The following is a 24,973-nucleotide window of genomic DNA, read 5'->3' on the forward strand; positions in this document are numbered from 1 at the left end:
TTAATAGTTAGAATTTGACATTGATACCGAATGAGTAGGAACGGATGTTCGGGTGAACATCGTTTCGGGTGTCTGTCCCGCTCTTCTCTGGGTCGTAATCATCGAGTGAGGTGAAGGTGAGCAGGTTAGATCCTGCCAGATAGAGTCGCAGGCTCTGAACGCCGATTTTGGCCAGTGTGGCATTGTTGCGGAAGGTGTAGCCCAGTTCCAGACTCTTCAGACGCAGGTAGTCTCCCGAGGTGAGCCAGAATGAAGAGTAGGTATTGTTATATTCGCCACCCATGCGGGGCATAGAGGCATTGGTGTTGGTTGCCGAGTAGCGGTCGAGCCAGCGGCTGGTCTTGTTACCACCGTTAGAGATGGTGGTCTCATCCCAGTTGAAGCGGTCAAGTCCAGATACACCCTGCCAGAAAGTGGTCAGGTCGAAGTCTTTCCAAGAAGCGCCGAGGGTGAATGAATATTGCAGTTTTGGGAAGGGGTTACCGATAATCTGGCGGTCTTCGTCGTTGATGTTGCCGTCATCGTTGAAGTCCTCATACATGATGTCGCCGAGTACGGGAGCCTGTCCGTTCTGTGTGATGATCTTCCCCTCTGAGTTGGTGCGTTTCAGGTCGTCCTCCGTGCGGTAGAGGCCTATAGCTTTCAGGGCATAGTAGGAGCCGATGGCATAGCCTTCCCTGTTGATGGTCGATCCGCTGATGCTCTCCTGTCCGTTCATGTCTATAATCTTGTTGCTCACACCAGCCAGCGAGAATCCGGCCTGCCATTGCCAGTCGCCCTGTCGGTCTTGGTAGTTGCCGGCCAGTTCCCAACCGCGGTTTCTCACCTTGCCTGCATTCTGGTAAGGAGCGGCAAGTGATCCGAGGAAGATGCTGGGCATGGGCAGTTGCAGGAGGATGTCGCTGGTCTCCTTGTTATACCAGTCGAACACCACAGAGATACGTCCGCCCCAGAAGGAGGCATCAAATCCGAAGTCGGTGATGGTAGTTGTCTCCCACTTGATGTTCCCGTTGGCAATCTTTGATGTTTTCATTCCGATATACTTGTTGTCACCAAAGAAGTAACTACCTTGTGCAGAGAGTGTTTCGGTGTATGCATAGTTGCCTATTTCCTGGTTTCCCAACTTACCCCAACTGCCGCGCAGTTTCAGGGAACTGAGCCACTTGATGTTCTGCATAAAGGCCTCATTGGAGATGATCCATGCTGCCGAGAAGGAGGGGAAGGTGGCATAACGGTTTGAGCTGGGCAGACGGGAACTGCCGTCACGACGGATGTTGAACTCAGCCATATAGCGGTCTCCATAGTTGTAGTTGATGCGTCCGAAGAAGGACTGTAGGCGGGTCTCCTCAGCCGAACCAGACACTTGGTCGTTTTGCGATCCGCCGTCCATTTCGTAAATATTGTCAGTTGGGAAACCTTGTTTGCTGATATTTGTCATGTCCCATCTGTTTTCCTGGATAGAGTGACCAACGAGTACGCTCAGATTGTGCTCGCCCCACTTGTTGTTATAGGTGAGGATATTCTCGTTGATGTAACTCTTCTCGATCCAACTGTAGTCTGCGAGGGTGTTGTGTGCCTGCGGGGTTAAGAATCTCGCCTTCAGCGTTATATTTGGCAGCAGAGCGGGGGCTGTAGGTCGACACCTCATTATTATAATACTTGTAGGCAAGGCTACTGCGGAAGGTAAGTCCCTTGATGATGTCCACCTCTGCAAACACCTTGCCATCGAAGCGGTGGTGCTGGTTGGTCTTGCGTCCGTAATTCAAATCCTCAATGGGGTTTTTGAACACCGAGGCACCGATATTGCTGTTTCCGTCCACGCATCCGTAATATCCGTTGGCATAAGTCACGGGTACTGTGGGGCGTGTGAACCAGGTGAGGTAGCGCATCAGACCTTCGCCAGTGACGCTGGTTACGGGCTCTTCCACATCCTGTCGGCTGCCGGCAAGATTCAGTCCAAGTTTCACGATTCCCAGTTTGGTATCGATGTTGGAGCGGAAGTTATATCGTCTGTTTCCGGTATTCTTCAGGATGCCGTCTTGGTCCATAAACTGGGCGGAAATCATGTATCGGGTAGTCTGATTGCCACCACTCACCGAGAGATGATGCTGGTGCATGATGGCAGTGCGGAACATCTCTTTGGCCCAGTTGGTGTTGGCAAAATGGTCAGGGTCGCTGCCGTCCTTGATTATCTGCAGCATGTCGTCAGTATAAGCCTTGCCGGGTTGGCATTCGTTGTACATCTTGGCCCACTCGTATGAGTTGACGAAGTCGGGCAGAACGGTAGCTTCTTGGATGGCGACGCTTCCGGAATAAGTGATGGAGGGTTTCTGGTCAGCTCCACGCTTGGTAGTGACCAGGATGACACCATTGGCAGCACGCACACCATAGATGGCAGCCGATGCGGCATCCTTCAGTACGGATACACTCTCGATATCATCGGCGGCAAGTTCCGACATCTGTGAGATACTACTCTCGATACCATCGATGAGCACCATCGGGTTGTTTTTCGAGCCGCTTCCGAGAGTGCCTACACCACGCACACGGATTTCCGGGTCGTCATGTCCGGCCTGAGCACCATTGGTCTGCAATACAACGCCAGGTAACCGCCCTTGGAGCATGGTCGATGTATTGGCTACCGGAATATTAGCCACGTCGTTGAAGTTGACGGCAGCCACCGATCCGGTGAGGTTGGCTTTCTTCTGTGTGCCGTAACCTACCACCACCACCTCTTCCAGTGCTTTGGTATCTTCGGCCAGTGTGATGTTGAGTGTTTGTCCGCTACGGAATTCCACCTCTTTATTAAGGTAGCCCACATAGGAAATGAGTAATGTGCCGTGGCTGACGTTGCTGAGCGTGAAGTTGCCGTTGAGGTCGGTCACGGTTGCGTTAGTAGCGTTTTTCACTTTGATGGTGGCGCCAATGATTGGTTCTCCTTTGGCATCTTTCACGACACCCTTCACAATACCATTCTGTTGGGTCATGGTTATGCCATCCGCATAGGCAGCATTAGCCATTACTGGACAAGTCCATCCCATCAGAGAAGCGGCGAACGACGAAAGCACAATCTGCTTTGTTCGTAGTTGATAGAATTCTTTCATTTTTCGTCCTCTAAATTAGGTTAGTTATTGATATAATTAGTTAGTGTCAAGTTTGACGATGCAAAAATAGTGCTTTTTTGTGAGAAGAAGAGGTGCAAAATTCGTATCAATGGGGTAAAAATTCGTATATCCGTCTTTCGTTGCCAGTTTTTTCGTATGAATAATAAGAAAATGTTGTCATACGATGGGCTGGTATGAATAAATGGGTGGGCGAGGCATGAAAAGGCAGTTTGTGATATGTTTTTTCTTTTTTTAACGGGTTGTATGTGCAAGATTTGCTATCTTTGTTGTTTGTAAGGGTGAAACCAAATTATTTTAATCAGAACAACGAACAATGAAAAAGATTTTTGCACTGATGACTGTCGCCCTTCTGGCGATGACCAGTTTCTCACTCCAGTCGTGCGATGACGACAACGATGACTATGTACCCACCACCTATGCAGTGGTGACCGTGAAACCCAATGCAGACAACAGCTCCTTCGTGATGCAGCTCAACGACTCCGTACAGATCATGGCCTCCAACATGGTCACCTCACCCTTCGGCACCAAAGAGAAGCGAGCCCTCATTGGCTTCACGGCTGCTGATGGGCAGCAGACTGAGGGAGAGCTGACCCGTGTGAAGGTGCTTTGGATGGACAGCATCCTCACCAAGCCTGTGGCCCGAGATCTGGGAGAAGAGGCCAACAAAGAAACCTATGGCGACGAGCCTATCGAGGTGGTGAACAGCTGGGAGACCGTGGCCGAAGACGGCTATATAAACCTCCGCTTTCGCGGCTATTGGGGAGACCTGAAAAAAGCCCATACCATCAATCTCGTCCATCGTACGGATGCCAACCGGCCCTATCTGCTGCAGCTCTATCACGACAACATGGGCGACGAGGGCAAGATTGTTGCCGACGGACTCGTGGGGTTCCGTCTGCCCGAGGCCTTCAACGAGAGCGATGAACTCATCACCATCACCTTGCAGTACGAATCCTATAGTGGCAAACTCAAGACCGTCGCCTTCAAGTATATCCCCCGGAAGGACTAACATGAAGGGAGCATTGATGTCCGTATCCGACAAACTGCTTCTCAGGAAGAGGGCTATAATAGAGACAGTGAATGACGAACTGAAGAACATTGCTCAAGTTGAGCATTCCAGACATAGAAGTTTTGACAATTTTGTAGTCAACCTTCTGGGAGGTATAGCTGCATACTGCTACTTCCCAAAGAAACCATCCATACGAGTACAGACCGTTGATATTTCAAATGACAGACAGCTTACTTTATTCTAAAGTATATTCGTCGAACTCACGGTATTATAATAAGATGTATCATAGTTTCTTTTGCAGGAACACGAAAAAATGTGTATCTTTGCCACGACAGAAACTTTTGACAGATGGATTTGGGAAACAACAAGTCGGCAATAGTCATGGGCGCCACCTCTGGCATAGGCTACGAGGTGGCCAAGGTGCTGGCTCAGCATGGATGGAGAGTGGCCGTGGCAGGCAGAAGAGAGAGCATACTGGCTGCCATGACCGCAAAAACGGATGGTATAGTGGCCTATGAGGTGATAGATGTCACGGCTCCGCATGCCGCGGAGTCTCTGCGCAGACTTATTGACAAGATGGGCGGCATAAGCCTCTATTTCCACAGCTCGGGAATAGGATATCAGAATACGCAGCTCGATGCGGAGCGGGAACTTAGCACCATAAGCACCAACTGTCTCGGTATGGCCCGGTTGGTGGGAGAGGCTTTCAGATATTTCGAGACGCATCCTGAGACAGATGGCCAAATAGCTGTAATAAGCTCAATAGCACGTACAAAAGGGCTTGGTGCCGCACCCGCCTATTCCGCATCGAAACGCTTCACAAGTCATTATCTTGAGAGCCTCTGCCAGCTGACCGCCATCAAGGGCATACGCAACATACACATCACGGACATCAGGCCCGGCTTTGTCAAGACACCCCTGATAGAAGGCAGCCGTTTCCCCATGCAGCTCGATGCCGCAGAGGTGGCTGCCTGCATAGTCAGAGCGGTAGAGCGCAAACGCTCCGTGATAACAGTCAATTGGCTTTATCGTCTTCTCGTCTTCTTCTGGCAACTCATTCCCCGTTGCCTATGGGTGAGAATGAAAGTAAGGTGATGTTTTGAAAAACATAAAGACACATACATGATACGGATATTTCTCATCCTCTTCCTCGCACTATTGATTTCTTGCGGCGGGGAGAAAAGGAATACTGGAGCAGACAAAGCATACGCTTTGCTCGAAGAGGTTTGGAACTATAATTCCAGCGGCGATAAGCAGACGGCCCTGCTGCTTGCTGACAGTGCGCTTGCCATAGGAGGCGCAGACACCACCCGTTGCTGGCTTATGTGTGAGAAGGCTGTTGCCCTTCAAGACATGGGGCGCACGGCAGATGCTGTCAGAACGGGTACTGAGGCATTGCGCCTTGCCGATAAGATTGGTGACACCGAGGCCATAATGAACCTGCATGGCACGTTGGGCATCGCTTACCGGCGTGAGGGAAAGCTCGACTCTGCTGTCTGTGAATACAAGAAGGGGTTAGAGATGGCTGTTAGAGAACACAATGCAGAATATGAGATATACCTCAACAACTGCATCTCGGTGTTGTATAGTGAGTACAACCATTTCGCTGAGGCTCTCGAGTATGCCCGTAAGGCAGAGCAAGCGGCTGTTGCCACCAACGACACCATAGAGCGACTGTCGGCAAGGGCAAACATCGGTGGCGTATATCTCAGGCAGAAGCAATACAGAAAGGCTCTCGATGTGATGTTGCCGCTATGGAATGATGTCATCAGAGAAGACTACAATCCTTTGACGTTGAAGTATCTCTCCGTCATGCTCAAATCGTATGCCGTGCTTGACGATGTGAACGCCTTGCGACAGTTCATGCCATATGCAGAAAAGGCCATCCGTGACATCAGCTCTCTTAGTGCAGGCACACTCGGAATACTGGAGATCAAGGCCTATATGCTCGGCAAGGAAGGCCGGTACAAGGATCAGCTGTCCTTGCTCGACAGCCTTTCAGCAACCAGCCACCTGATGCCTGCGGAGAGGCTGATGAGCGAGAAGGCGAGATGTCTGGCTGCCATGGGACGCAAGGCAGAAGCCTTCGACCTTATGTGCGGGGCATATGCCATGCTCGACTCTGTCAAGCAGAGCGACATAGACAGGAGCCTGAGCGAGTTCAGCATGAAATATAAGACCCTGGAGAAGGAAGTGGCTCTTGAGCAGATGAAGCGTGAGAAGGCAGAGACCGACAAACTGATAATCGGCCTTGTAGCCATGGTGATGCTCCTTGTCGCCATGGTCTGCATCCTGCTCTATCGTAGGAAGATGTCTGCTCAGAAGGCCGAATTGCAGGAGAGGCGTACCTACATACAGGGACTGGAGAACGAGCGTGAGCGCATAGCCCGTGAGCTGCACGACGGAGTCTGCAACGACATCTTTGCTGCAACTATGTTGCTATCCACAGACAGCAAGCGGGGTGTAGAACTTCTCGGGAACATACTGAAGGACGCACGTCATCTTTCCCATGCCCTCATGCCTCCGCGGTTTGTTGATGTCACGCTTGTTGATGCCGTAAGGTCGTATGTCGCGATGGTAGCCAGTGATGACAGGTGCAGTATAGAACTGTCTGCCGACGAGGCATGCGACTGGCGTGCCCTACCCCAACAGGTGGCATACGAGGCTTACCGTATCATCCAGGAAGCCGTAGGCAACGCTGTCAGATATGGTGGCGACGTACCTTCAGTCAAGGTGTCGCTCGCATGTGACTGCGGTGTGGTCACAGTCTCTGTTGTCAACAGAATAGCCGATGCACCATCCGGTAAGCAATCCCTAACGGGCATTGGTGTTGAGACGATGCGCAAGCGCGCACACACCATAGGGGCAGAGCTGACAACGTCTGCAGAACATGGAGAGTATGTTGTCAGAATGACTTTTAAGATGCGTGGCAGGACAATTCCGTCCCTGATATGAAATCTGATATATATGACGATACTTCTTGTTGATGACCATCCCATTGTGCTGGAAGGAATGAGGACCCTTCTGGCGTCGTTGCCAAACACTTCCTTTGCCTCAGCCACAACTGCGGCAAGGGCACGTGAGATTATTGATGGCAGCATGGTTGACATAATGATTGCCGACCTGGAACTTGGTGGCGACAGCGGCTTAGCCTTGGCTGAGTACCTGCATGAGCGGCAGCCCGCTGCAAGGGTGGCCATCTATACCATGCACGAGGAGCCTTGGACGGTACACGACATCCTCGACTGCGAGCCTGATGCGGTGGTAATGAAGGGCGACTCGCCAGAGGAACTGGTCAAGGCCGTCAAAGCCCTTGCCTCAGGCAAAGGTTTCTACAGTCCGTCTTTCTGTACCATGCTCTCCGTGGCAAACACCATGCCCGAACGGCTTAGCGACCGTGAGCTGCAGGTACTGGAGATGACGGCTGCCGGCTTGTCTACTAAAGTTGCTGCCAGCCGGCTTGGGGTCTCTGCCAATACAGTGGAGTTCCATCGCCGCCGCATCATGTTGAAGCTTGGCGTTGCCAATGCGGCCGAGATGGTGATGCGGGCAAAAGAGCTTGGATGGGACTACGCAAAACCATAGGTTCTCCCCTACGGAAAACAATAGTTTTGTCTTTCTGCATCTTCTTTTTATATATCATAATTTGTTATATCTTCTTATTATCCCTAACTTTGTAAGGTAACCATCTCTTTCATGATGGGCATAACAGATATAACAGTCTAAATGAAGAAAGATACAAAATGGGAGAACATCACCGAGCGTGAACTTGAGGTGCTCGACCTGCTATCGAGAGGGTATAACAGCAAGGCTATCGCCGAACAGCTCTTCATATCCCCTAACACAGTAGAATTCCACCGCAGGCAGTTGCTCAAGAAGACAGAGTCGCGCAATATTGCCGAACTTATAGGCAATGCCTATAGGCAGGGTATTCTTTAGTATTTCCAGAAAGTGTCCTTTGATATTATTTACCAACCAATTCTATTTTATATGAGAAGACTACTTTACATTTCCTTGATGTTCGCATTATGCATCATCGATGCTGCTGCACAACAGAGTAACCGCAGGCTCAAGATGCCTGTGCCAGGCGTCGGCATTAGACAGATGTACGGCAATAGCCGTCAGCTCCATGCGCCGAAGCAGAAACCGTTGAGGATGCGTCAGTCCATGCCCAATCGCTGCAACATCAGGATTGTCAAGCCAGGACAGCAGACCACGGCACCCCGTAAGGCGGAGCAGATGGTGAATAAAACCTTGCTCACCGGATGGGAAGAGGTTTACGAGAACCTGTATCCCGATGTCTACACCAATCGTCAGACTGGCGTGGTGACATACGACAAGTACGGGCATTTCCAGACTGTTGACTACGGCACCTACAAAGAGGTCTATGACTATGAGTATGGCATTGGCGGCAGATGGACGAAGAAGACCGTCAGCAGGGTAGAGAACGAATCGACACGAATAGAGAGTAAGGAAGAGCGCACCCTCGATGCCGAAGGCAGGGTGCTCGCCATCAAATGCTACGAGGGTATCGATGACACAGAAAACTACAACCTTGTGCTCACCGAAGAAAAAGAATACGACTATGCACACGACCCTAAGGGCGTGCTGGTGAAGCATGTCGAGTACGACACATGGGAACCGACAAGAGTTGAAGAGATACTTATCCGCAAGTGGTTCGCTCCGCTACAGGCTTACGTGGAGTACGAGAATCATTATAATTCTAGTTTCGTTGAGTTGACTGTTGAGGAGACTACATACATCGTCAAAACCTACAGCTACAACTACGATACAAAGGCCTACGACGAACTCTCCAGCATCGAAGAATACTACTTTACCAGTGACGGAAGAGAAGCAGGCTGGTACAGGGCTGCTGAATACAATGAAGACGGAAGCTTCAGCAGCCAGGAAGGTGTGAAATACCTTTATACCGACAATGCCCCGCAGGCAGGCTACACCTCCAAAGTAACGCAGGAGATAGGTACTGCGTGGGGTTACGAAAACTGGACGTACACCACCAAGGAAGAATATTCCAACAACTACGACGAACCGTTGATACCTGGCAGCGGCAACCGATATAAGAAGGAATACTCATACGATACCGACACCCAGTCATGGACGCTTGAAAAATCTGTCAGCAAGGAATGGACAGCCCAGGGTTTTATGAAAGAAACATATTGCAATTATTACGGAGGCTCCGACCCTGACTATGATGTTGAGACATGGATGTACGACAGCAACGGTGAGAATGTTGGCTACGTATATGAGTTTGCAGACGGAGGATATGTATTGGAGCAAGACGAGTGGAACGGAAATAATAATTCAGAGACATTCTACTATACCTATTACGACAAGAACGGCAACCTGACACGCCAACTGAAGGTGGTAGCCAACGACGAGAGGACTTCTGCCACAATGGGTGACCTCGCAACCTACGAACTGAAGAACGGCACATGGACTATTGTCACGGGAGTGATAAAGATAGGTGACGCTGCTGGACACATCGAAGCTGAGTTCGACAACAAGGGACGGGTCATCAGAAGCGATGAATACAATGCCGACAACCAGCTTGCGGAACGCACGCTCTATACCTACACTGACAACGGATATACTGAAGCAGAATATGAGCTGCTCGACGACAAACTCTACAAGACACAATTCTCTGGCATAAGCATCGATGCCAACGGCACACTCTCCGACTGGTATATCAATTACAATATCTATGGTGACGCTATGAGTGGCTACAAGGATGAGATTTATGCCAACGGCAAGCATGTGTATTATTATTATGACACCGTAACCGGACAGTTTGTCTATTCCGGTGCCAACGTTAATCCTTCCGAGAACGTGGCCCCCGACGGCACTGTAACCACCATCTATCGTGAGCTTGATGCCGACGGCAACATCGTGGAGACCAGTAAGGTGGTAAGAAAGAGTACGGATGGCTACAGTCTCTACGAAGTCTATGACAAGCAAGACGGCAAATGGGTTGGAAAAGAGAAGCGCGAGGAGTTCGCAGTCGACAGGCCCTATTTCCCGGTCAATCCTATTCCCGACCCTCTCGAATGTCACGACGAATATTTCTTCCCCGAGGACGACGATGATGAATATAGCCTGAATAGAATGTATAATAACACATACGTATGGCTGAACGATGCGTGGAGCCTGCTGTATGGCGATAACACTACCTATGCTATTGAGGGCAACACGCTTACATCAACCTACACACGTACCGAAAACAATCCGAAATACGGCAGTAGCTACAAATATACCGACATCATCGTGGAGACATGCGATAACAACCGCAACCTCGTGTCTCAGACCTGTTACTATGAAACGGTGGGGACCGAAGGCGAGAAGAAAAGTTATCATGCCAGCAAAAGGGAATTTTCCTATGAGTACAACAGCGAGCAGCTCCTTACCAGTGTCCATTACTGTGACTACATGGATGAGACAGGAAACGGCTTGGTGCAGTATTCACGCTCTACCACAAACTATATCTACAGCCCGATAGAAATAGTAGGCATCAATCCAGCCTCTGCCACCGGCAAGGCAGCCTTCCGTCTCAATGGCAGAACTCTCGTTGCCACAGCAGGCACGCTTTCCGTATATGCTCCCGACGGCACCCTCGTTGCCGAAGGCCAGCAGCCGACGTTGTCTACTCCTGGCATCTACATTGTTGTCGCAGGCAACAGCCGGAGTAAGATAATCGTAAGGTAACACCTTGTTTGCAAAATCTTTTTCTCCATTTCTACCTCCTCGTGCCCGCAGCCTTCGTGCCCGGTGCGAGGAGGATTCATTATGTGCAAGACCATCTCCTCCTGTCCGATAGTATCGCAGTGGTATGCACGAGCGTAGAACTTCCACTCATGCCTACGACGCCCTGGCTCTTGTAGATGCGGTATTTAGTCGGCATCGCATGGTCCGTCAATCGAGAAAGCGGAATGAATGAAACTTTCAACAGATATATTTGCCCAATAAGGCAAAATGATGTACTTTTGCAAAAAAATCATCACCCATGGACAACAACACCAATAAAGAGGAACAGATACTAATCAGAATTACTGGCAAGGACCGTCCCGGTCTTACAGCCTCAGTTATGGAGATACTTGCGCGCAAGGATGCCAAGATACTGGACATCGGACAGGCCGACATCCACTCCACGCTCTCGCTCGGCATACTTATCCGCATCAGTGAGCAGGCATCAGGACAGGTCATGAAGGAACTGCTCTTCAAGGCTACGGAGCTGGGTGTCAACATCGGCTTCTCGCCCGTTCCCGATGAGGAATACGAGAACTGGGTAAGCCTGCAGGGAAAGAACCGCTACATCCTTACGCTTATCGGGCGGACGCTGTCAGCACGGCAGATTGAGGCCGCGGCAAAGGTTATTGCACGTCAGGGACTGAACATTGACTCCATACGCCGCCTCACCGGACGTATGAGCATCATGCACCCCGAGCGCAATCTGCGGGCCTGTATAGAGTTCTCGCTACGAGGAACACCCGAGGACCGCGAGGCTATGCAGAAGGAGCTTATGCACATATCATCGGAGATGGAGATAGACTTCTCGTTCCAGAAAGACGACATGTACCGCCGCATGCGCCGACTGATATGCTTCGATATGGATTCCACGCTCATACAGACAGAATGTATCGACGAGCTTGCCGAAAGGGCCGGAGTGGGTGCTGAGGTAAGGGCTATTACGGAGAGCGCCATGCGGGGCGAGATAGACTTCAAGGAGAGCTTCACACGCAGGGTGGCTTTGCTGAAGGGACTTGACGCAAGTGTCATGGAGGATATCGCCAACACCATGCCTATCACGGAGGGTGTGGACAGGCTGATGTCCGTTCTGAAGAGATACGGGTATAAGATTGCTATACTCAGCGGAGGATTTACCTATTTTGGCGAGTTCCTGCAACGCAAGTACGGCATAGACTATGTGTATGCCAACGAATTGGAGGTGGGAGACGACGGCAAGCTCACGGGACGATACATAGGCGAGATTGTCGACGGCAACAGAAAGGCGGAACTGCTCAGGCTCATTGCACAGGTGGAAAGGGTGCATCTCGCACAGACTATTGCCGTGGGCGATGGCGCCAACGACCTGAAGATGCTCGGAGAGGCCGGACTCGGCATTGCCTTCCATGCCAAGCCGCGTGTGGTTGCCAACGCTAAGCAGAGCATCAACACAATAGGACTCGATGGCGTCCTCTATTTCCTTGGTTTTAAGGACAGCTATCTCGGAGAACAGGGGAAGTTGTGAAAAAATAGCCTCACCCCTTTCTCAATTGTAGAGGGGTGAGGCTCTGTATTACTTGTCTATATCCACAATATTGAGTTTCTTGTCGAACGTGAGTTCAAGCTTATTTGAAAGTTTAACCTCGTAACCCCTGCGGTCTTTTTCTATTTCCTCAATACGGCAGCTGGGATAGGTGGCCTTTACGTATTTCATGATTTGTGCGGGTACGACAGCTACGGGAACCTCAGAGCCCTCGCAGTCTACGTCAGTCCATTGTCCCTTGCTGTTGAAGGTGACGCTGTTGCCGTTGTCGAATATCACTTTGTATGATTTCGACACACCTTCTGTCTCTGATGTCACGAGCGCAACCTTTGCCGAGCTGAGATTCGTGGTAATGAAACTCTGTGCATCCTTAGGTAGTTGTGACACCTGTATCACCTTATTGTTGTCGGCACAGGCAATGTTCACCAGCATGGCGAACAGGCAAAATAATAAAACAGATAGTCTTTTCATAATGTTTATAAGTATTTTTAGTTTGATAAATAATATGGCGTAATGCCTAAACTTCAATAGCAAAGGTACAAATATAATTTCGTGTTACGAAAAGATTTCAAAGATAATAAAACATTTTATACATATTTGTGAATATGCAGACATCAAAAAAAGGACCTCCGGAAAGGAAGTCCTTTTCAATTTATGATAAAGCAACGTGATTCCGTTGGGGTTCGAACCCAAGACCCACAGCTTAGAAGGCTGTTGCTCTAATCCAACTGAGCTACGGAACCTTTTTTGCGGCTGCAAAATTAAGCATTTTATTCGGAATAACGAGTGCGGGCAGGTGTTATTTGTTTTCTGTTAACAGAGATTAACCTTTATGAACAGAGCCTGAGGCTAAGTGCGTGTGCGCCTACTTGCCCCAGGCTCAGTGTTGTTTATTTCATGAGCATTTTCATGCTGCGTGCCTTACCGTCTTCCATAATCTCCTGTCGGATATACAGGCCGGGTGTCTTGGGCTGGCTGCCGTTGACAGACGCTCCCGTTGGTGTGAAATATCTCACTCTTGCCACTTTGCCGTCGTGTGCGGTTATCCCTCTCACGGACGTAGTGCTGTCGATAAGCTCCGATGTGTCCACTGGGTCTATACCCCGTCGTGTTGGGGTAATGCGTGCTATAGTGCCGTCGGCGTTGAACGTGAGCTTGTCGGCGCAGACCTCGCGGTGGTAGCCGGGGCCGTTGCTGAGGTATTTCTTGTTGATACGGTGGTAAACGATATACCACTCGTCGGAACCGGGGATGTTGACGATGGAGTTGTGTGCTGTGCCGTAGATTTGGTTGTCAGGGTCCTGTGCTATTACTATTGGCTGCTGTGCCACGCTGATGGGGCCAGTTGGCGAGGTGCTTGTTCCGTAGGCCACGTGATAATTTGGCGAGCCGGTGTCGTCGACGCTCCAGAGGAAATAGTACTTTCCGTTGCGGTAGAACACGTACACTCCCTCGCGGAAGGCATAGTCATTGAGTGTGCCTCCCTCTGGGGTAATGGTATATTCCGTAGCACCTACAGAGAGCATGTCGTCGGAGAGCAGGCGGTAGTGAAGTTGCCCGTTGCCATAATATAGGTATGTCTGTCCGCTCACGGGGTCGGTGAAGACGTCGGAGTCAATCATCTGTCCGCCCGACGTGGTGGTGAAGAGCGGTTTGGCTGATGCCTTGAAAGGTCCTGTGGGGTTCTCTGCCACTGCTACGCCAAGAGTTTTCTTGTTCAGCGTGGGGTTGTGTGCGCTGAAGAAGAAATAGTATTTCCACTTGCCGTCCATCCATTTCTCCTCTATACATGGTGCCCATGCGTTGCCGCTTGCCCATGGTGCGTCGCCTCCTGCCGAGAGGTTGAGGATAGTGCCCTCGTTGGTGAAGTGTACGAGGTCGGGTGACGAGAACACGTCGAACGTATAGCCTCCCCATCCGCTATATCCGTCGGATGTCGGGTATACGTAGAAGCGGCCTGTCTTCTGTGACAGCAGTACTTCGGGGTCGGCATGAAATCCGGGTATGATGGGGTTTCCGTTTTCCTCCACGGTCACGCTGTAGGTCTTGGTCTGATGTCCCATAGTGGCTGCATACTCTACCGGCCCCTTGCTGAAGTCCTGTGGTCCCTGTGGCGTTATGATGGCACCTGGCGAGGGTACGAACATGGGGTCGAGGCTTGTGACGTCGGCTCCGCGCTCAACCGGGATGAATATCGTGCCGTCGGATTTGACGGAGAAGTTCTCCTGCTTGACGCTTGGATTGGCAGCTCCTGTTATGGTTGGTGTCAGCCCGTCAACGGGAAGAGCCTCGAGCAGCGCCTTGGCCTCTTCGGCTGTGATGGGGAGCACAGTACCGTGGCGCGGGGTGAATGCTCCTGAGGTGGTAGTGTTCTTCTCCCAGTTGAAGTTGGTAAGGTCGTCCGATGAGCAGAACTGGTAATAACCGCTTGTGTAGCAGTCGTACATCAGACACCACTTGTCCTGATTGATGAACTTGAACACTCCTGCACCCTCAACGGCCACGTTGGTCTGCTGCAGGGTTGGCGATGGTGCGGACCATTGCGATCCGAGCGGCTGTCCCTCTGGTGCTGTCAGCGTGCGTGCCGTCACCTTGCATATACCTCCGAGGCTCTCGTTCTTGAAGAAGCCGTGATAGAGCGAGTCGCTCTCGTTGTAGACGATATCCATGTCGATGGTTGCCGAGCCTCGGTCATAGAGGTATGTAGGCATGCCCTCAAGGTCGGAGAAGTCGTCGTTGGCATAGCAATAGAAGTCCTTGTCGTAGGCTATCGTCCCGTCGTTGGTGAGCAGCGAGAAGTATACCATGTACTTGCCTGCCTGGTGGTCGTAGATAGTCTCTGGTGCCCATACTCGTGTAACGTTGGCGAAATTGGTGCCCGCGTATTTTGTCGGGAAGTGTACGGTGTGGCATGTCCAGTTGATGAGGTCGTCAGACTTCATAAGCACGAGTCCGCGGTTGCTCGACCATCCGAGTGCCGACTTCATGTCCGTAACGGCCATGTAGAACTTCCCGTCCTCTCCGCGCAGGATGTGCGGGTCGCGGAGTCCTCCCATTACGGTATTGCCTTCGGCTGTGAAGAATGGCTGTCCGTTGTTGAGTGGTGTGTAGTTGTAGCCGTCCTGCGAGATGGCGTAGTATAGGTTCTCGTTACTGTTTGACGGGAAGTAAACAAACAGATAGTGGGTGTATGGCTCTCGTTCGTGTATGGTCACGGGAAATTCCTTGGTGACACGTTCCTCACCCCTGAGCAAGGTTGCCGTCAGGGTTACCTGCTTCTTCTGTCCCTCCGGCTGTCTGATGACTTTGCCTGTGTTAGAGAGCCATTCCGTGTCTGACGATGTCCATTTTATGACAGATCCGAGTGTGCCCACGGTAGGCAGTACGAGCTGGTCGTAGAGGTTGTTGGGGTGTCCGCCGATGACAAGGTGCTCGAGGTCGTAGGCTATGGTCTCCGCATCGGAGAAGTCGGGCAGCACGCTTACCTGGAACGTGCGTGTCTCCGTGATGGCTCCTGCGGGCAGGTAGTCAGTGGCCTTCGACGTGATGGTTGCGGTAAGGGTTGCCGTAGCAGCTGGTTTTCCGTATGCCGGGCGAGTGATGTGTCCTTCGTCTGTTATGACGTTAGCGTTGGATGTTGTCCATATTATGTCGGCAAAGTCGCCGTATGTATCGGGCAGCTCGATGTCGGCTATCAGGTTCTCAGTGGCCAGGTCTATCTTTGCCTCCTTTATCTTCTCAGCTATGGAGATGGAGTCGGCATATCTGTTGAGGGCTTGTATGGTTGCCGCGTTTCCGTTGCGTATGCTGTCCAGGATTTGTCTTGCGCTTATGTCGTAGTTGTATATGCGCACATCGTCATACATTGCGCCCTTGAGGTATGCGTCGCCGTTGTAGCAGCTCTTGCCAAGATAGTTCATGACGGTATTGCCGATGTCCTTTGGTGACAGGGCGAATGACGAATTGATGGAGCTTGCCGTCTTGAGGCTTCCGTCGAGGAATATCTGGCAGTAGTACTGGCCTGTGCTCCTCTGTCTCAGTACAACCGCTAAGTTCATCCATCGTCCTTTCTCGAATGGTTTGGCCATGCTGAACCCCTGCTCGGCCGAATAGCTGGTTTGGGTGATGGCGTAGCGTGACTCCTTGGCGTTGAAGAACATGTAGCCGGTTGACGATGAGTTGGCGAAGCACCAGATGAAGTTACCGTTGCCCGAGATGTCGGTAGTCTCGGGTATGTAGACGTTCATTGTTATGGTGAACTTTCCGAGGCTTCCTATCAGCTCGCCCAACTTGGTGCCGAAGTCGAGGTAGCCGTCGTTGTTGCCGAGGCTCAGCACGTTTCGTCCCGCATACTCGATTATTTGCGCTCCCTGCTGGAGGGTGGTCTCGTAGGTTCCCGACTGGTCGGCAGTCGAGGCGAAGTCAAACCTCACCATGGTGCTGTCGGCCGCTGATGCCGCGGTGCTTATGGCGAGGAACGATGCAATTTGTAAGAATAGTCGTTTCATGATTATTTTGTTATTTTACAGTTGTGTTGTATGATGCCTGTTGGTGGATTGTAAGTATGGCTTGCAGCCCTTTTACAATAATATATACGATTGAGACCATGATGTTCCGCAAAACTTTCGTGACGAGATTTTCGCCCAACCATGCTCATATTCCATTTCTTTTTTGTACTTTTGCACCCGCAAGCTACGTTACAAGCGATGGTTAGTTGCATCAGGACACTATTGGTCATCGCTGACAGAATAGCGTATAACATTCATTCAACATACACACATGGGAGGCTTTTTCGGCACTATTACCAAGAAGAGTTGCGTAAACGACCTGTTTTACGGCACAGACTACAACTCGCATCTGGGAACCAAGCGCGCGGGAATGGTGACATTCGACACCGAGCGAGGATTCTCAAGGTCTATTCACAGCTTGGAGAGAAACTATTTCCGGTCGAAGTTCGAGGACGAGCTTGACAGCTTTATCGGCAACGCCGGACTGGGAGTAATCTCCGATACCGACCCGCAGCCGATAATTGTCAACTCGCATCTGGGAAGGTACGCCGTGGTCACGGTTGCGAAAATCAACAACCTCAGGGACATAGCCGACGAGCTGCTGGCCAAGAGGATGCATCTGAGCGAGATGTCGGCAAACAACATCAACCAGACAGAGTTGGTGGCCTTGACAATCAACATGGGCGAGGATTTCGTAGACGGCATCACAAAGGTCTACGAGCGCATCAGCGGCTCATGCTCGATGCTCATCCTTACAGAGAACGGCATCATTGCCGCACGCGACATGCTCGGACGTACACCTATAGTCATAGGAGAGCGTGAGGATGGAGAGGGATACGCATTCTCGAGCGAGACGTCGAGCTTTCCCAATCTGGGTTACAAGCGCGTAAGGGACCTCGGGCCTGGCGAGATTGTAAGGATTACCACAGAGGGCATCGAGGTACTAAAGGAACCATACCATAAAGAGCAGATTTGTTCTTTCCTGTGGGTTTACTATGGCTTTCCCGCAAGCGACTACGAGGGCATCAACGTTGAGGATGTCAGGGAGCGATGCGGAAAGCAGATGGGACAAGAGGATGATACCGAGGCCGACCTGGTATGCGGTATCCCCGACTCGGGAGTGGGAACAGCACTGGGATATGCCGAGGGACACCAGATACCATATAAGAGGGCTGTGCTCAAGTATACGCCCACATGGCCCAGAAGCTTCACACCGGGAAACCAGAACAGACGCAACCTGGTGGCAAAGATGAAGCTGATACCCAACCATGCCATACTCAAGGACCAGCGGGTGGTGTTCTGCGACGACTCCATTGTCAGGGGCACACAGCTGCGTGACAACGTGGCAACATTCTTCCAGTATGGCGCCAAGGAGGTACATGCGCGCATATCATGCCCGCCGCTTGTCTACGGATGCCCATTCATAGGCTTCACCTCTTCAAAGAGCGACCTTGAGTTGCTCTCGCGCCAGATTATCCGTGATTTCGAGGGCGACGACAGTGCGAAGCTCGACAAATATGCAAAGACTGACTCACCTGAATACCAGCGGATGGTCGACGAGATGGCACGCAGGCTCGGCCTGTCCTCGTTGCGCTTCAACAAGATAGAGACGCTCATCGAGGCTATTGGCATGCCTAAGTGCAAGGTCTGCACCCATTGCTTCGACGGTAGCAGCTGGAACTATACCGACAAGAAATAAGAACAAGCGCACAATAAAACGACGCATCCGTCAATACCTGCTGAGGATTTGACGGATGCGTTTCCTTTAGGTGAGTTCTGTTAATTCTCTCCCTTTATTCTTCCCATTTGAATACTGAGCCGTTCATGCGTGCTGGGTCAGGACCCTTGCAGTCGGCTGAGTAGGGACTGCCAGTGGTCGGACTCTTGCACAGGTATGTGTGGCGGCTGAAGGACATGAGCATGAACTGGTTGTCCAGATAGTCCTGATACATGAACACCTCGGCCTGCTGCTCGTCAGCGGTCATGCGTACATCGCCCGCTATACCGTAGCCTGCCACCATCAGGTAGCGTCCATCCTCACATTGCACTATTACCTTGCCCTCACCCTTGTCTATGAGGCGGAACCGTGTGCGGGGGTTGTCGGTACCCTTAGGAGCGTCGTAGAGAACACCATGTGGTGTGGCCTCGGCGGGCTTGCCTGTGGCAAGGTTCACGATGTGTATGGTCTTGCCGTAAGGAATGTTTGCAGAGCGGTCAGCCTTTGGCTCTACGACGTTGAAATTGTCGAAGAGGGCGTAGCCACCACGCTGTCCCTTGTGGTTGAAGGCAAATAGAGACGGGCGAGAGCCTTGGAATGTGATGAGCTGGTAGCTCAGGGTCATCATGTTGCCGAGCGGTTCGTAGGTCTCTCCGTCGAGCGAGTAGCGGTACTGCGCCCGGTCGTTGTCGTAGTCGCCGTCGAGCATCAGCCATATCCTGCCGTCCTTGCGTGGCGTGAAGTCTACGTCAATGGTGTCGTTGTCGAGCTGCTGGAACCATCTCAGCTTCAGTTTGTTGCCTTCCTTCACTATTCCTGCCCACGAGCATGGCATGTTGATGTTGCCCAGTCCTGCCACATCACCGTCCTTCATGTGCCGGGTGTCCAGTTCTACGCTCACCTGCGACACCGGTCCGATGGCTCTTTGTGTGAGTGTGTTGCGTGCCCACAGCAGTTGTGTCGCCGGCATGGCGTCTATGCGTAGGCGGCCTCCCTTGAGGCTCCATGCCTTCTCATCGGGATTATGGTTCCATTGCCATATACGCTCCAGCTGACGTCCGTTGAAGTCATCGCTCCGCTTGTATGGCGCATGCGGCTGCACGTCGGCTCCCGTCGACGGCTTGAGCCATGTGCGCGGAGCTCGTCCGAGGTTGCCCTCCAGTCCTATCATTGGCCATCCGTCCTTCCATGTCACGGGCATCAGGTCGACGGTACGGCCTATGGAGTGGAAGTCCTGCATGAGCAGCGCCCACCATTGTCCGTCAGGAGTAGAGACGATGCCTCCCTGGTGTGCGTTAGAGCATGCTGTGGCTCCGCGGTCTGGCTGGCTGATAGCTATCGGGGTTCCATTGTCGACGATGCGTCCCCTTACCTGCGTCATTGGGGCGGCATGGTAGCCGTAGGTCTCGTCGGCTGTTATGGTGATGGTCTCGTATGGTCCCCAGATGCTCTTCGAGCGTGAGCACAGGGTACGTCCGTTGGGCTTGTAGTCGGTAGAGATAAGGTAGTACATGCCGTCTATCTTGTACATGTGGTGTCCCTCTCCCACTGCCGTTCCCTCGGGTATTATCTCGCGGTCGGTACCCGGTACAGGCTCGCTCAGGTCAGGCTTCAGCTCGCAGCAGCGCACGCTTCCGTAGCCGTGTATGGCGTATATCTTGCCGTCGTCATCGAAGAGTACCGACAGGTCATAGATGTTGCCCTTCACGCGCACGTGCTTCCATGGGCCACGGATGTCCTCGGCTATGAATGCCTGTAGTCCCTTTCCGTTGACATTGGTGAAGACGTAGAACTTGCCGTTGTTGTAGCGTATGCATGGTGCCCACACGCCCTGGCCGTAGATTTCCTTACCTCCGGTTAGTGAGAAGGCTGGGTCATCGAAGTCAAAACGGTCGAAGCAGTAGCTAACCTGCTCCCAGTTGACGAGGTCTTTGGAATGTAGGATATTTACTCCAGGCACGGTGTGCATGGTAGTACCGGCAAGGTAGTAATCGTCACCCACACGCAGGATGTCGGGGTCAGAGAACTCATCATAGAACAGTGGGTTGGTGAACGTTCCGTTGCCGTTGTCGGCCGTCCACGACTGCTGTGCCATGGCGCTTGTCGATGCTGCCATGACGGCTCCTAAGAGAATGTTTCTAATAGTCATGTTTTTTTTGTTTTTATGTCCGTGTCATTCGCCCGTTGTCCCCGCAAGCAGGGTGGCTACAGCCACTATTATACCCACGATGGCGCACAGGGCGGTCATGGACAGTATTGTTAGTAGAATGGTTTTCTTTATTGTGGTACGCCATCCGAAGCCGAAGAGCTGTTTGAAGTCCCATACGAGTACTATGAGCATCAGCTCGGAGGGTAGAGGATAGAAGTCGAATGTAGAGCCTTTGGGGGCGAATATCAGTGCGTAGGGTATGGACATGGCCGTAAGCTGGCAGCTCATGTACACCTGGGCATAGAAGTTCTCGGCGAGGTTGGTGCATGGACGAAGGGGCGACTTACGGAACAGCCAGCAGGCAAAGACCATGAAGAAGCTGTGCAGGCAGAGCAGCTGTACGGCCTTGTGGGCTTGCAGCCATTCCATGCTGTCCTTGACGAAGCCAACTACCGTCAGGGCAGTGTTCTCCATGCGCAATTTCTCCCTCTCTTCCTCGCTGGCATCCTTCCCAATGGCCTGTGTCTTTTGCCCGTGTGCGTTTATCTCTGTCTGTATGTCTTTCTGCACGGGATCCTTGCGACGCTCCATGACAGGCTGCAGCAGGGCATAGAACACGCAGAGTACAAACAGCATCTTCACGGGAGGAAAGAACGGTATGCGCTTGCCGTCGATATACTCACCTATCATGATGCCTGGACGGCGGAACAGGTGCCACAGCGTGCGCGGCAGACTACGGTTGCCCATGCCCCAGACCTCGAGGGTCGAGGAGAATGCATTCTTTATCGTGAAGCGTCTGGTTGCGGCACTTTGTCCGCAATGGGGGCAGTAGTCGCCCTGGAATTCGTTTTGGCAATTCAGGCAGCGCATATGTGGAAATATGGGTATTTACTTTGCAAATATACAAAATATCCTTTAATTCCTATGTTTTAATCCTGAATTTTTATTGTTATGGCAAAATAGATAGGGTGTCCAATTTGATGTGCAAGAATTGAATATTCTAATTCTGAAGTTCATGTCGGTAATTGTCGCGCTGAACCAAAGGTCGCCGGCTGAAAGGAAAGGCAAAGCGCAAAAGCGCATAGCCCAGGGTAACACCCTGGGTTATTTCGCGTAGTTGATGGTCGCGCTGTAAGCGCAAAAGCGTAGATAACAGCAGGGCAGATAACGCTTTTGCGCTTACAGCGCGCATTGATTATATTCCTCTTATACCCAGGGTGTCGCTACGCTCTACCCTGGGCTATGTGCTTTTGGGCTTTCAGCCCGCACTTCCAACAATACTGGTTGGGTAAATATGTTACAGCCCCAATCTCAATATCTGTTCAAAAAAACAGCAAGCCCTCCCGTCGGGTTACGGGAGGGCTTGCATATATAATATCGCTTGCGGTTGTTCTGTAATAATAGCTCTTGCGTCTGTTCCTTCTGTATCTTAGAGCTTAGCCAGTTCCACAACCTTGTCTACGGCAGCGCTGAGGCCGTCGGCGTTCTTGCCTCCTGCAGTGGCATAGTGTGGCTGGCCGCCACCACCGCCCTGAATGAGCTTGGCAGCCTCACGGACCATTTGTCCGGCATTCAGCCCGTGGTCGGCAACCATGTCATCGCTGAGCATCACGCTGAGCATGGGCTTGCCGTTATCAACGCTTCCGATGACGCAGAGCAGGTTGCTGCCTACAGCCTGCCGGATTTTGAATACGAGGTCCTTTGCGCTCTGTGCCGAAATGGGCAGAACGGAGGTTATAACGGTGGTGCCGTTGATGGTGCGGGCCTTCTCGATGAGGCTATCCTTGGCACGCTCCACGGCCTGTGCCTGGAACTGCTCTATGTTCTTCTTCATAGCGTCGTGCTCCTCGATGTATTTCTCTATGACGCCACGCAGGTCCTTGGCATTGTTGAAGAGCGAGCGTATGGCCTTGATGCTGTCCTCAAGAGCGTACATCATCTCCTCGCACTCCTCGCCTGTCTTTGCCTCGATACGGCGGATGCCTGCCGCCACGCTGCTCTCGCTGACAATCTTGAACATGCCGATGCGGCCTGTCGACGTAGCATGTATACCACCGCAGAACTCGCAGCTCGGACCGAACCTCACGACTCTCACCTTGTCGCCGTATTTCTCGCCAAAGAGGGCAATGGCACCAAGTTTCTTGGCTTCCTCCATCGGGGTGTCGCGATGCTCGTCGAGCGGAAGGTCCTGTCGTATCAGGTCATTGACCATGCGCTCAACCTGACGCAGTTCCTCGTCGCTGACTTTCTGGAAATGAGAGAAGTCGAAGCGCAGGGTGTCGGGGCTGACGTACGAGCCTTTCTGCTCTACATGGTCACCGAGAACCTGCTTCAGGGCGTAGTCCAGAAGGTGGGTTGCCGTATGGTTGGCTGCGCTGGCGGCACGCTTGTCGGTATCGACACATGCCATGAAGTCGGCATCTGGCTGCTTGGGCAGTTCCTTGACAATATGTATGCTCTGGTTGTTCTCACGCTTGGTGTCGATGATGCTCACGGTCTCGTTCTCGCTAACCAGCACTCCGCAGTCGCCGACCTGTCCTCCCATCTCGCCATAGAATGGTGTAACGTCGAGCACAAGCTCGTAGAACGAGTTTTTCTTCTGGGTCACCTTGCGGTAGCGCAGTATGTGACATTCGTATTCTGTGTAGTCGTAGCCCACGAACTGCTGCTCGCCCTGTCGCAGCTCCACCCAGTCGCTGTTCTCTACGGCGGCAGCATTGCGTGCGCGTTCCTTCTGCTTCTGCATCTCCTCATCAAACTGCTTCTCGTCAACGGTTAGCCCGTTCTCGCGGCATATCAGCTCTGTGAGGTCAAGTGGGAAGCCGTAGGTGTCGAAGAGACGGAATGCCTGCACACCGTCAAGCTCGCTCTTGCCCTCAGCCTTCAGGCTGTCCATGGCTGTGGTGAGCATGCTGATGCCCTTGTCGAGCGTGCGCAGGAACGAGTCCTCCTCCTCCTTCATCACACGGCCTATGAGCTCGCGCTGTCCTGGCAGCTCTGGATATGCCTCGCCCATTTCATGTATGAGTGTTGGCATGAGCTTGTACATGAATGCCTCCTTCTGTGAGAGGAAAGTGTAGGCGTAGCGAACGGCACGGCGCAGAATGCGGCGGATGACATAGCCTGCCTTGGCATTGCCAGGAAGCTGACCGTCGGCAATGGAGAAGGCTACGGCGCGCAGGTGGTCGGCTATGACGCGCATGGCCACATCGGTATTCTCGTCTACTCCATACTTCTTGCCCGACAGGCGCTCTATCTCGCGGATGATGGGCTGGAAGATGTCAGTATCATAGTTCGACTGCTTACCCTGCAGCATCCTTACGAGACGCTCGAAGCCCATACCCGTATCGATGACGTGCATTGGCAGACGCTCAAGTGAGCCGTCGGCCTTGCGGTTGTATTGCATGAACACGATGTTCCATATCTCTATGACCTGGGGATTGTCCTTGTTCACGAGCTCGCGTCCTGGCACAAGGGCTTTCTCCTCAGCCGAGCGTGAGTCAACGTGTATCTCCGAACATGGTCCGCAGGGACCTGTATCGCCCATCTCCCAGAAGTTGTCGTGCTTGTTGCCGTTGATGATATGGTCGGCAGGCACATGCTTGGCCCAGAAGCGGGCGGCCTCGTCGTCGCGCTCCAGTCCCTCTTCCTTGCTTCCCTCGAAGACCGTCACGTACATGTCTTCCGGGTTAAGGTGCAGCACGTCAACAAGATATTCCCATGCCATGTCGATGGCACCTTCCTTGAAGTAGTCGCCGAAGCTCCAGTTGCCAAGCATCTCGAACATGGTATGGTGATAGGTGTCGTGTCCCACCTCCTCAAGGTCGTTATGCTTTCCGCTTACGCGCAGGCACTTCTGTGAGTCTACACGGCGTACGTCCGCACCAGGATCCTTGGTGCCGAGGATTATGTCTTTCCATTGGTTCATTCCGGCGTTGGTGAACATCAGGGTGGGGTCGTCCTTGATTACCATTGGTGCCGAAGGTACAATCTTGTGTCCTTTCGTCTCAAAGAATTTCTTGTACGATTCGCGTACTTCGTTAGCTGTCATCATGTCTGTATGTTGTTATTCGTTTTTGTTTTTGTTTTGGATTCCTTGTTTCACGATAGTTGACCCCTATCGTCAAAAACGTTGCAAAGATACTAATAAATTAATAATTGTAGATTGTTAATTGGAAATTATTTGC

At 51.9% G+C, this 24,973-nt stretch carries 13 protein-coding genes, 1 tRNA gene and 2 pseudogenes; 9 read left to right on the plus strand and 7 right to left on the minus strand.

Going from position 1 to position 24,973, the window contains the following annotated elements; all coding sequences use genetic code 11:
• Nucleotides 1–7 precede the first annotated feature (7 nt).
• Nucleotides 8–3,017 (minus strand): annotated as a pseudogene (locus CIL02_RS16965) (SusC/RagA family TonB-linked outer membrane protein).
• Between the two features lie 460 nt (nt 3,018–3,477).
• On the opposite strand from CIL02_RS16965, the gene CIL02_RS09260 reads away from it, so the two are divergent.
• From CIL02_RS09260 to serB, 8 genes and pseudogenes are all read left to right on the plus strand, one after another.
• On the plus strand, nt 3,478–4,131 hold the full coding sequence (locus tag CIL02_RS09260; RefSeq protein WP_256387558.1) for a NigD-like protein: 654 nt from the start codon (nt 3,478–3,480) through the stop codon (nt 4,129–4,131).
• Nucleotides 4,124–4,375, plus strand: a pseudogene (locus CIL02_RS09265) (transposase); the annotation flags it as partial. The gene CIL02_RS09260 and the pseudogene CIL02_RS09265, both read left to right, overlap by 8 nt.
• Nucleotides 4,376–4,479: 104 nt before the next feature.
• Nucleotides 4,480–5,226 carry an SDR family oxidoreductase gene (locus tag CIL02_RS09270; RefSeq protein ID WP_094401070.1) on the plus strand — a complete coding sequence of 249 codons (747 nt, stop codon included), beginning with the start codon at nt 4,480–4,482 and terminating at the stop codon, nt 5,224–5,226.
• 27 nt (nt 5,227–5,253) lie between these two features.
• The gene (locus tag CIL02_RS09275) at nt 5,254–7,086 is read left to right on the plus strand and encodes a tetratricopeptide repeat-containing sensor histidine kinase (RefSeq protein ID WP_094401068.1); all 1,833 of its coding nucleotides are present in this window, start codon (nt 5,254–5,256) and stop codon (nt 7,084–7,086) included.
• Nucleotides 7,087–7,098: 12 nt separating this feature from the next.
• Complete coding sequence (locus CIL02_RS09280; protein ID WP_094401066.1) at nt 7,099–7,716, plus strand: response regulator transcription factor; 618 nt, start codon at nt 7,099–7,101, stop codon at nt 7,714–7,716.
• Nucleotides 7,717–7,857: 141 nt separating this feature from the next.
• The gene (locus CIL02_RS09285; protein WP_094401064.1) at nt 7,858–8,070 is read left to right on the plus strand and encodes a response regulator transcription factor; all 213 of its coding nucleotides are present in this window, start codon (nt 7,858–7,860) and stop codon (nt 8,068–8,070) included.
• 51 nt (nt 8,071–8,121) lie between these two features.
• Nucleotides 8,122–10,851 (plus strand): hypothetical protein, encoded by a 2,730-nt coding sequence (locus CIL02_RS09290; RefSeq protein ID WP_141210188.1) that lies wholly within the window; start codon nt 8,122–8,124, stop codon nt 10,849–10,851.
• A gap of 298 nt (nt 10,852–11,149) precedes the next feature.
• The gene (gene serB / locus CIL02_RS09295; protein WP_094401061.1) at nt 11,150–12,394 is read left to right on the plus strand and encodes a phosphoserine phosphatase SerB; all 1,245 of its coding nucleotides are present in this window, start codon (nt 11,150–11,152) and stop codon (nt 12,392–12,394) included.
• 48 nt (nt 12,395–12,442) lie between these two features.
• Here the strand turns inward: serB and CIL02_RS09300 are convergent, their stop codons facing one another.
• From CIL02_RS09300 to CIL02_RS09310, 3 genes are all read right to left on the minus strand, one after another.
• Complete coding sequence (locus CIL02_RS09300; RefSeq protein WP_094401059.1) at nt 12,443–12,883, minus strand: PepSY-like domain-containing protein; 441 nt, start codon at nt 12,881–12,883, stop codon at nt 12,443–12,445.
• Nucleotides 12,884–13,080: 197 nt separating this feature from the next.
• Nucleotides 13,081–13,155, minus strand: a tRNA-Arg gene (locus CIL02_RS09305).
• Between the two features lie 147 nt (nt 13,156–13,302).
• Nucleotides 13,303–16,920 (minus strand): family 43 glycosylhydrolase, encoded by a 3,618-nt coding sequence (locus tag CIL02_RS09310; RefSeq protein ID WP_094401057.1) that lies wholly within the window; start codon nt 16,918–16,920, stop codon nt 13,303–13,305.
• Between the two features lie 271 nt (nt 16,921–17,191).
• Between CIL02_RS09310 and CIL02_RS09315 the strand changes: the two genes are divergently transcribed.
• Nucleotides 17,192–18,619, plus strand: coding sequence for an amidophosphoribosyltransferase (locus tag CIL02_RS09315; RefSeq protein ID WP_094401055.1), 1,428 nt, complete (start codon nt 17,192–17,194; stop codon nt 18,617–18,619).
• 94 nt (nt 18,620–18,713) lie between these two features.
• On the opposite strand, the gene CIL02_RS09320 is transcribed toward CIL02_RS09315, so the two are convergent.
• From CIL02_RS09320 to alaS, 3 genes are all read right to left on the minus strand, one after another.
• On the minus strand, nt 18,714–20,786 hold the full coding sequence (locus CIL02_RS09320) for a glycoside hydrolase 43 family protein (RefSeq protein WP_094401053.1): 2,073 nt from the start codon (nt 20,784–20,786) through the stop codon (nt 18,714–18,716).
• 24 nt (nt 20,787–20,810) lie between these two features.
• Nucleotides 20,811–21,656: a DUF3667 domain-containing protein gene (locus tag CIL02_RS09325; RefSeq protein WP_094401051.1), complete on the minus strand. Its 846-nt coding sequence runs from the start codon at nt 21,654–21,656 to the stop codon at nt 20,811–20,813.
• Nucleotides 21,657–22,215: 559 nt separating this feature from the next.
• Nucleotides 22,216–24,840, minus strand: a complete 2,625-nt coding sequence (alaS, locus tag CIL02_RS09330) for an alanine--tRNA ligase (protein ID WP_094401049.1) — start codon at nt 24,838–24,840, stop codon at nt 22,216–22,218.
• Nucleotides 24,841–24,973 lie beyond the last annotated feature (133 nt).

The sequence above is a fragment of the Prevotella sp. P3-122 genome (genome assembly GCF_002251365.1).
Taxonomy (GTDB): domain Bacteria; phylum Bacteroidota; class Bacteroidia; order Bacteroidales; family Bacteroidaceae; genus Prevotella.

Excerpts from the sequence above, each read along its gene's own strand:
- CIL02_RS09275 (WP_094401068.1), top strand. The coding sequence starts at position 5,254 with ATGATACGGATATTTCTCATCCTCTTCCTCGCACTATTGATTTCTTGC.
- serB (WP_094401061.1), top strand. The coding sequence starts at position 11,150 with ATGGACAACAACACCAATAAAGAGGAACAGATACTAATCAGAATTACT.
- CIL02_RS09300 (WP_094401059.1), bottom strand. The coding sequence starts at position 12,883 with ATGAAAAGACTATCTGTTTTATTATTTTGCCTGTTCGCCATGCTGGTG.
- CIL02_RS09280 (WP_094401066.1), top strand. The coding sequence starts at position 7,099 with ATGACGATACTTCTTGTTGATGACCATCCCATTGTGCTGGAAGGAATG.
- CIL02_RS09270 (WP_094401070.1), top strand. The coding sequence starts at position 4,480 with ATGGATTTGGGAAACAACAAGTCGGCAATAGTCATGGGCGCCACCTCT.
- CIL02_RS09290 (WP_141210188.1), top strand. The coding sequence starts at position 8,122 with ATGAGAAGACTACTTTACATTTCCTTGATGTTCGCATTATGCATCATC.
- CIL02_RS09260 (WP_256387558.1), top strand. The coding sequence starts at position 3,478 with ATGACCAGTTTCTCACTCCAGTCGTGCGATGACGACAACGATGACTAT.
- CIL02_RS09315 (WP_094401055.1), top strand. The coding sequence starts at position 17,192 with ATGGGAGGCTTTTTCGGCACTATTACCAAGAAGAGTTGCGTAAACGAC.
- CIL02_RS09310 (WP_094401057.1), bottom strand. The coding sequence starts at position 16,920 with ATGAAACGACTATTCTTACAAATTGCATCGTTCCTCGCCATAAGCACC.
- alaS (WP_094401049.1), bottom strand. The coding sequence starts at position 24,840 with ATGATGACAGCTAACGAAGTACGCGAATCGTACAAGAAATTCTTTGAG.
- CIL02_RS09325 (WP_094401051.1), bottom strand. The coding sequence starts at position 21,656 with ATGCGCTGCCTGAATTGCCAAAACGAATTCCAGGGCGACTACTGCCCC.
- CIL02_RS09320 (WP_094401053.1), bottom strand. The coding sequence starts at position 20,786 with ATGACTATTAGAAACATTCTCTTAGGAGCCGTCATGGCAGCATCGACA.
- CIL02_RS09285 (WP_094401064.1), top strand. The coding sequence starts at position 7,858 with ATGAAGAAAGATACAAAATGGGAGAACATCACCGAGCGTGAACTTGAG.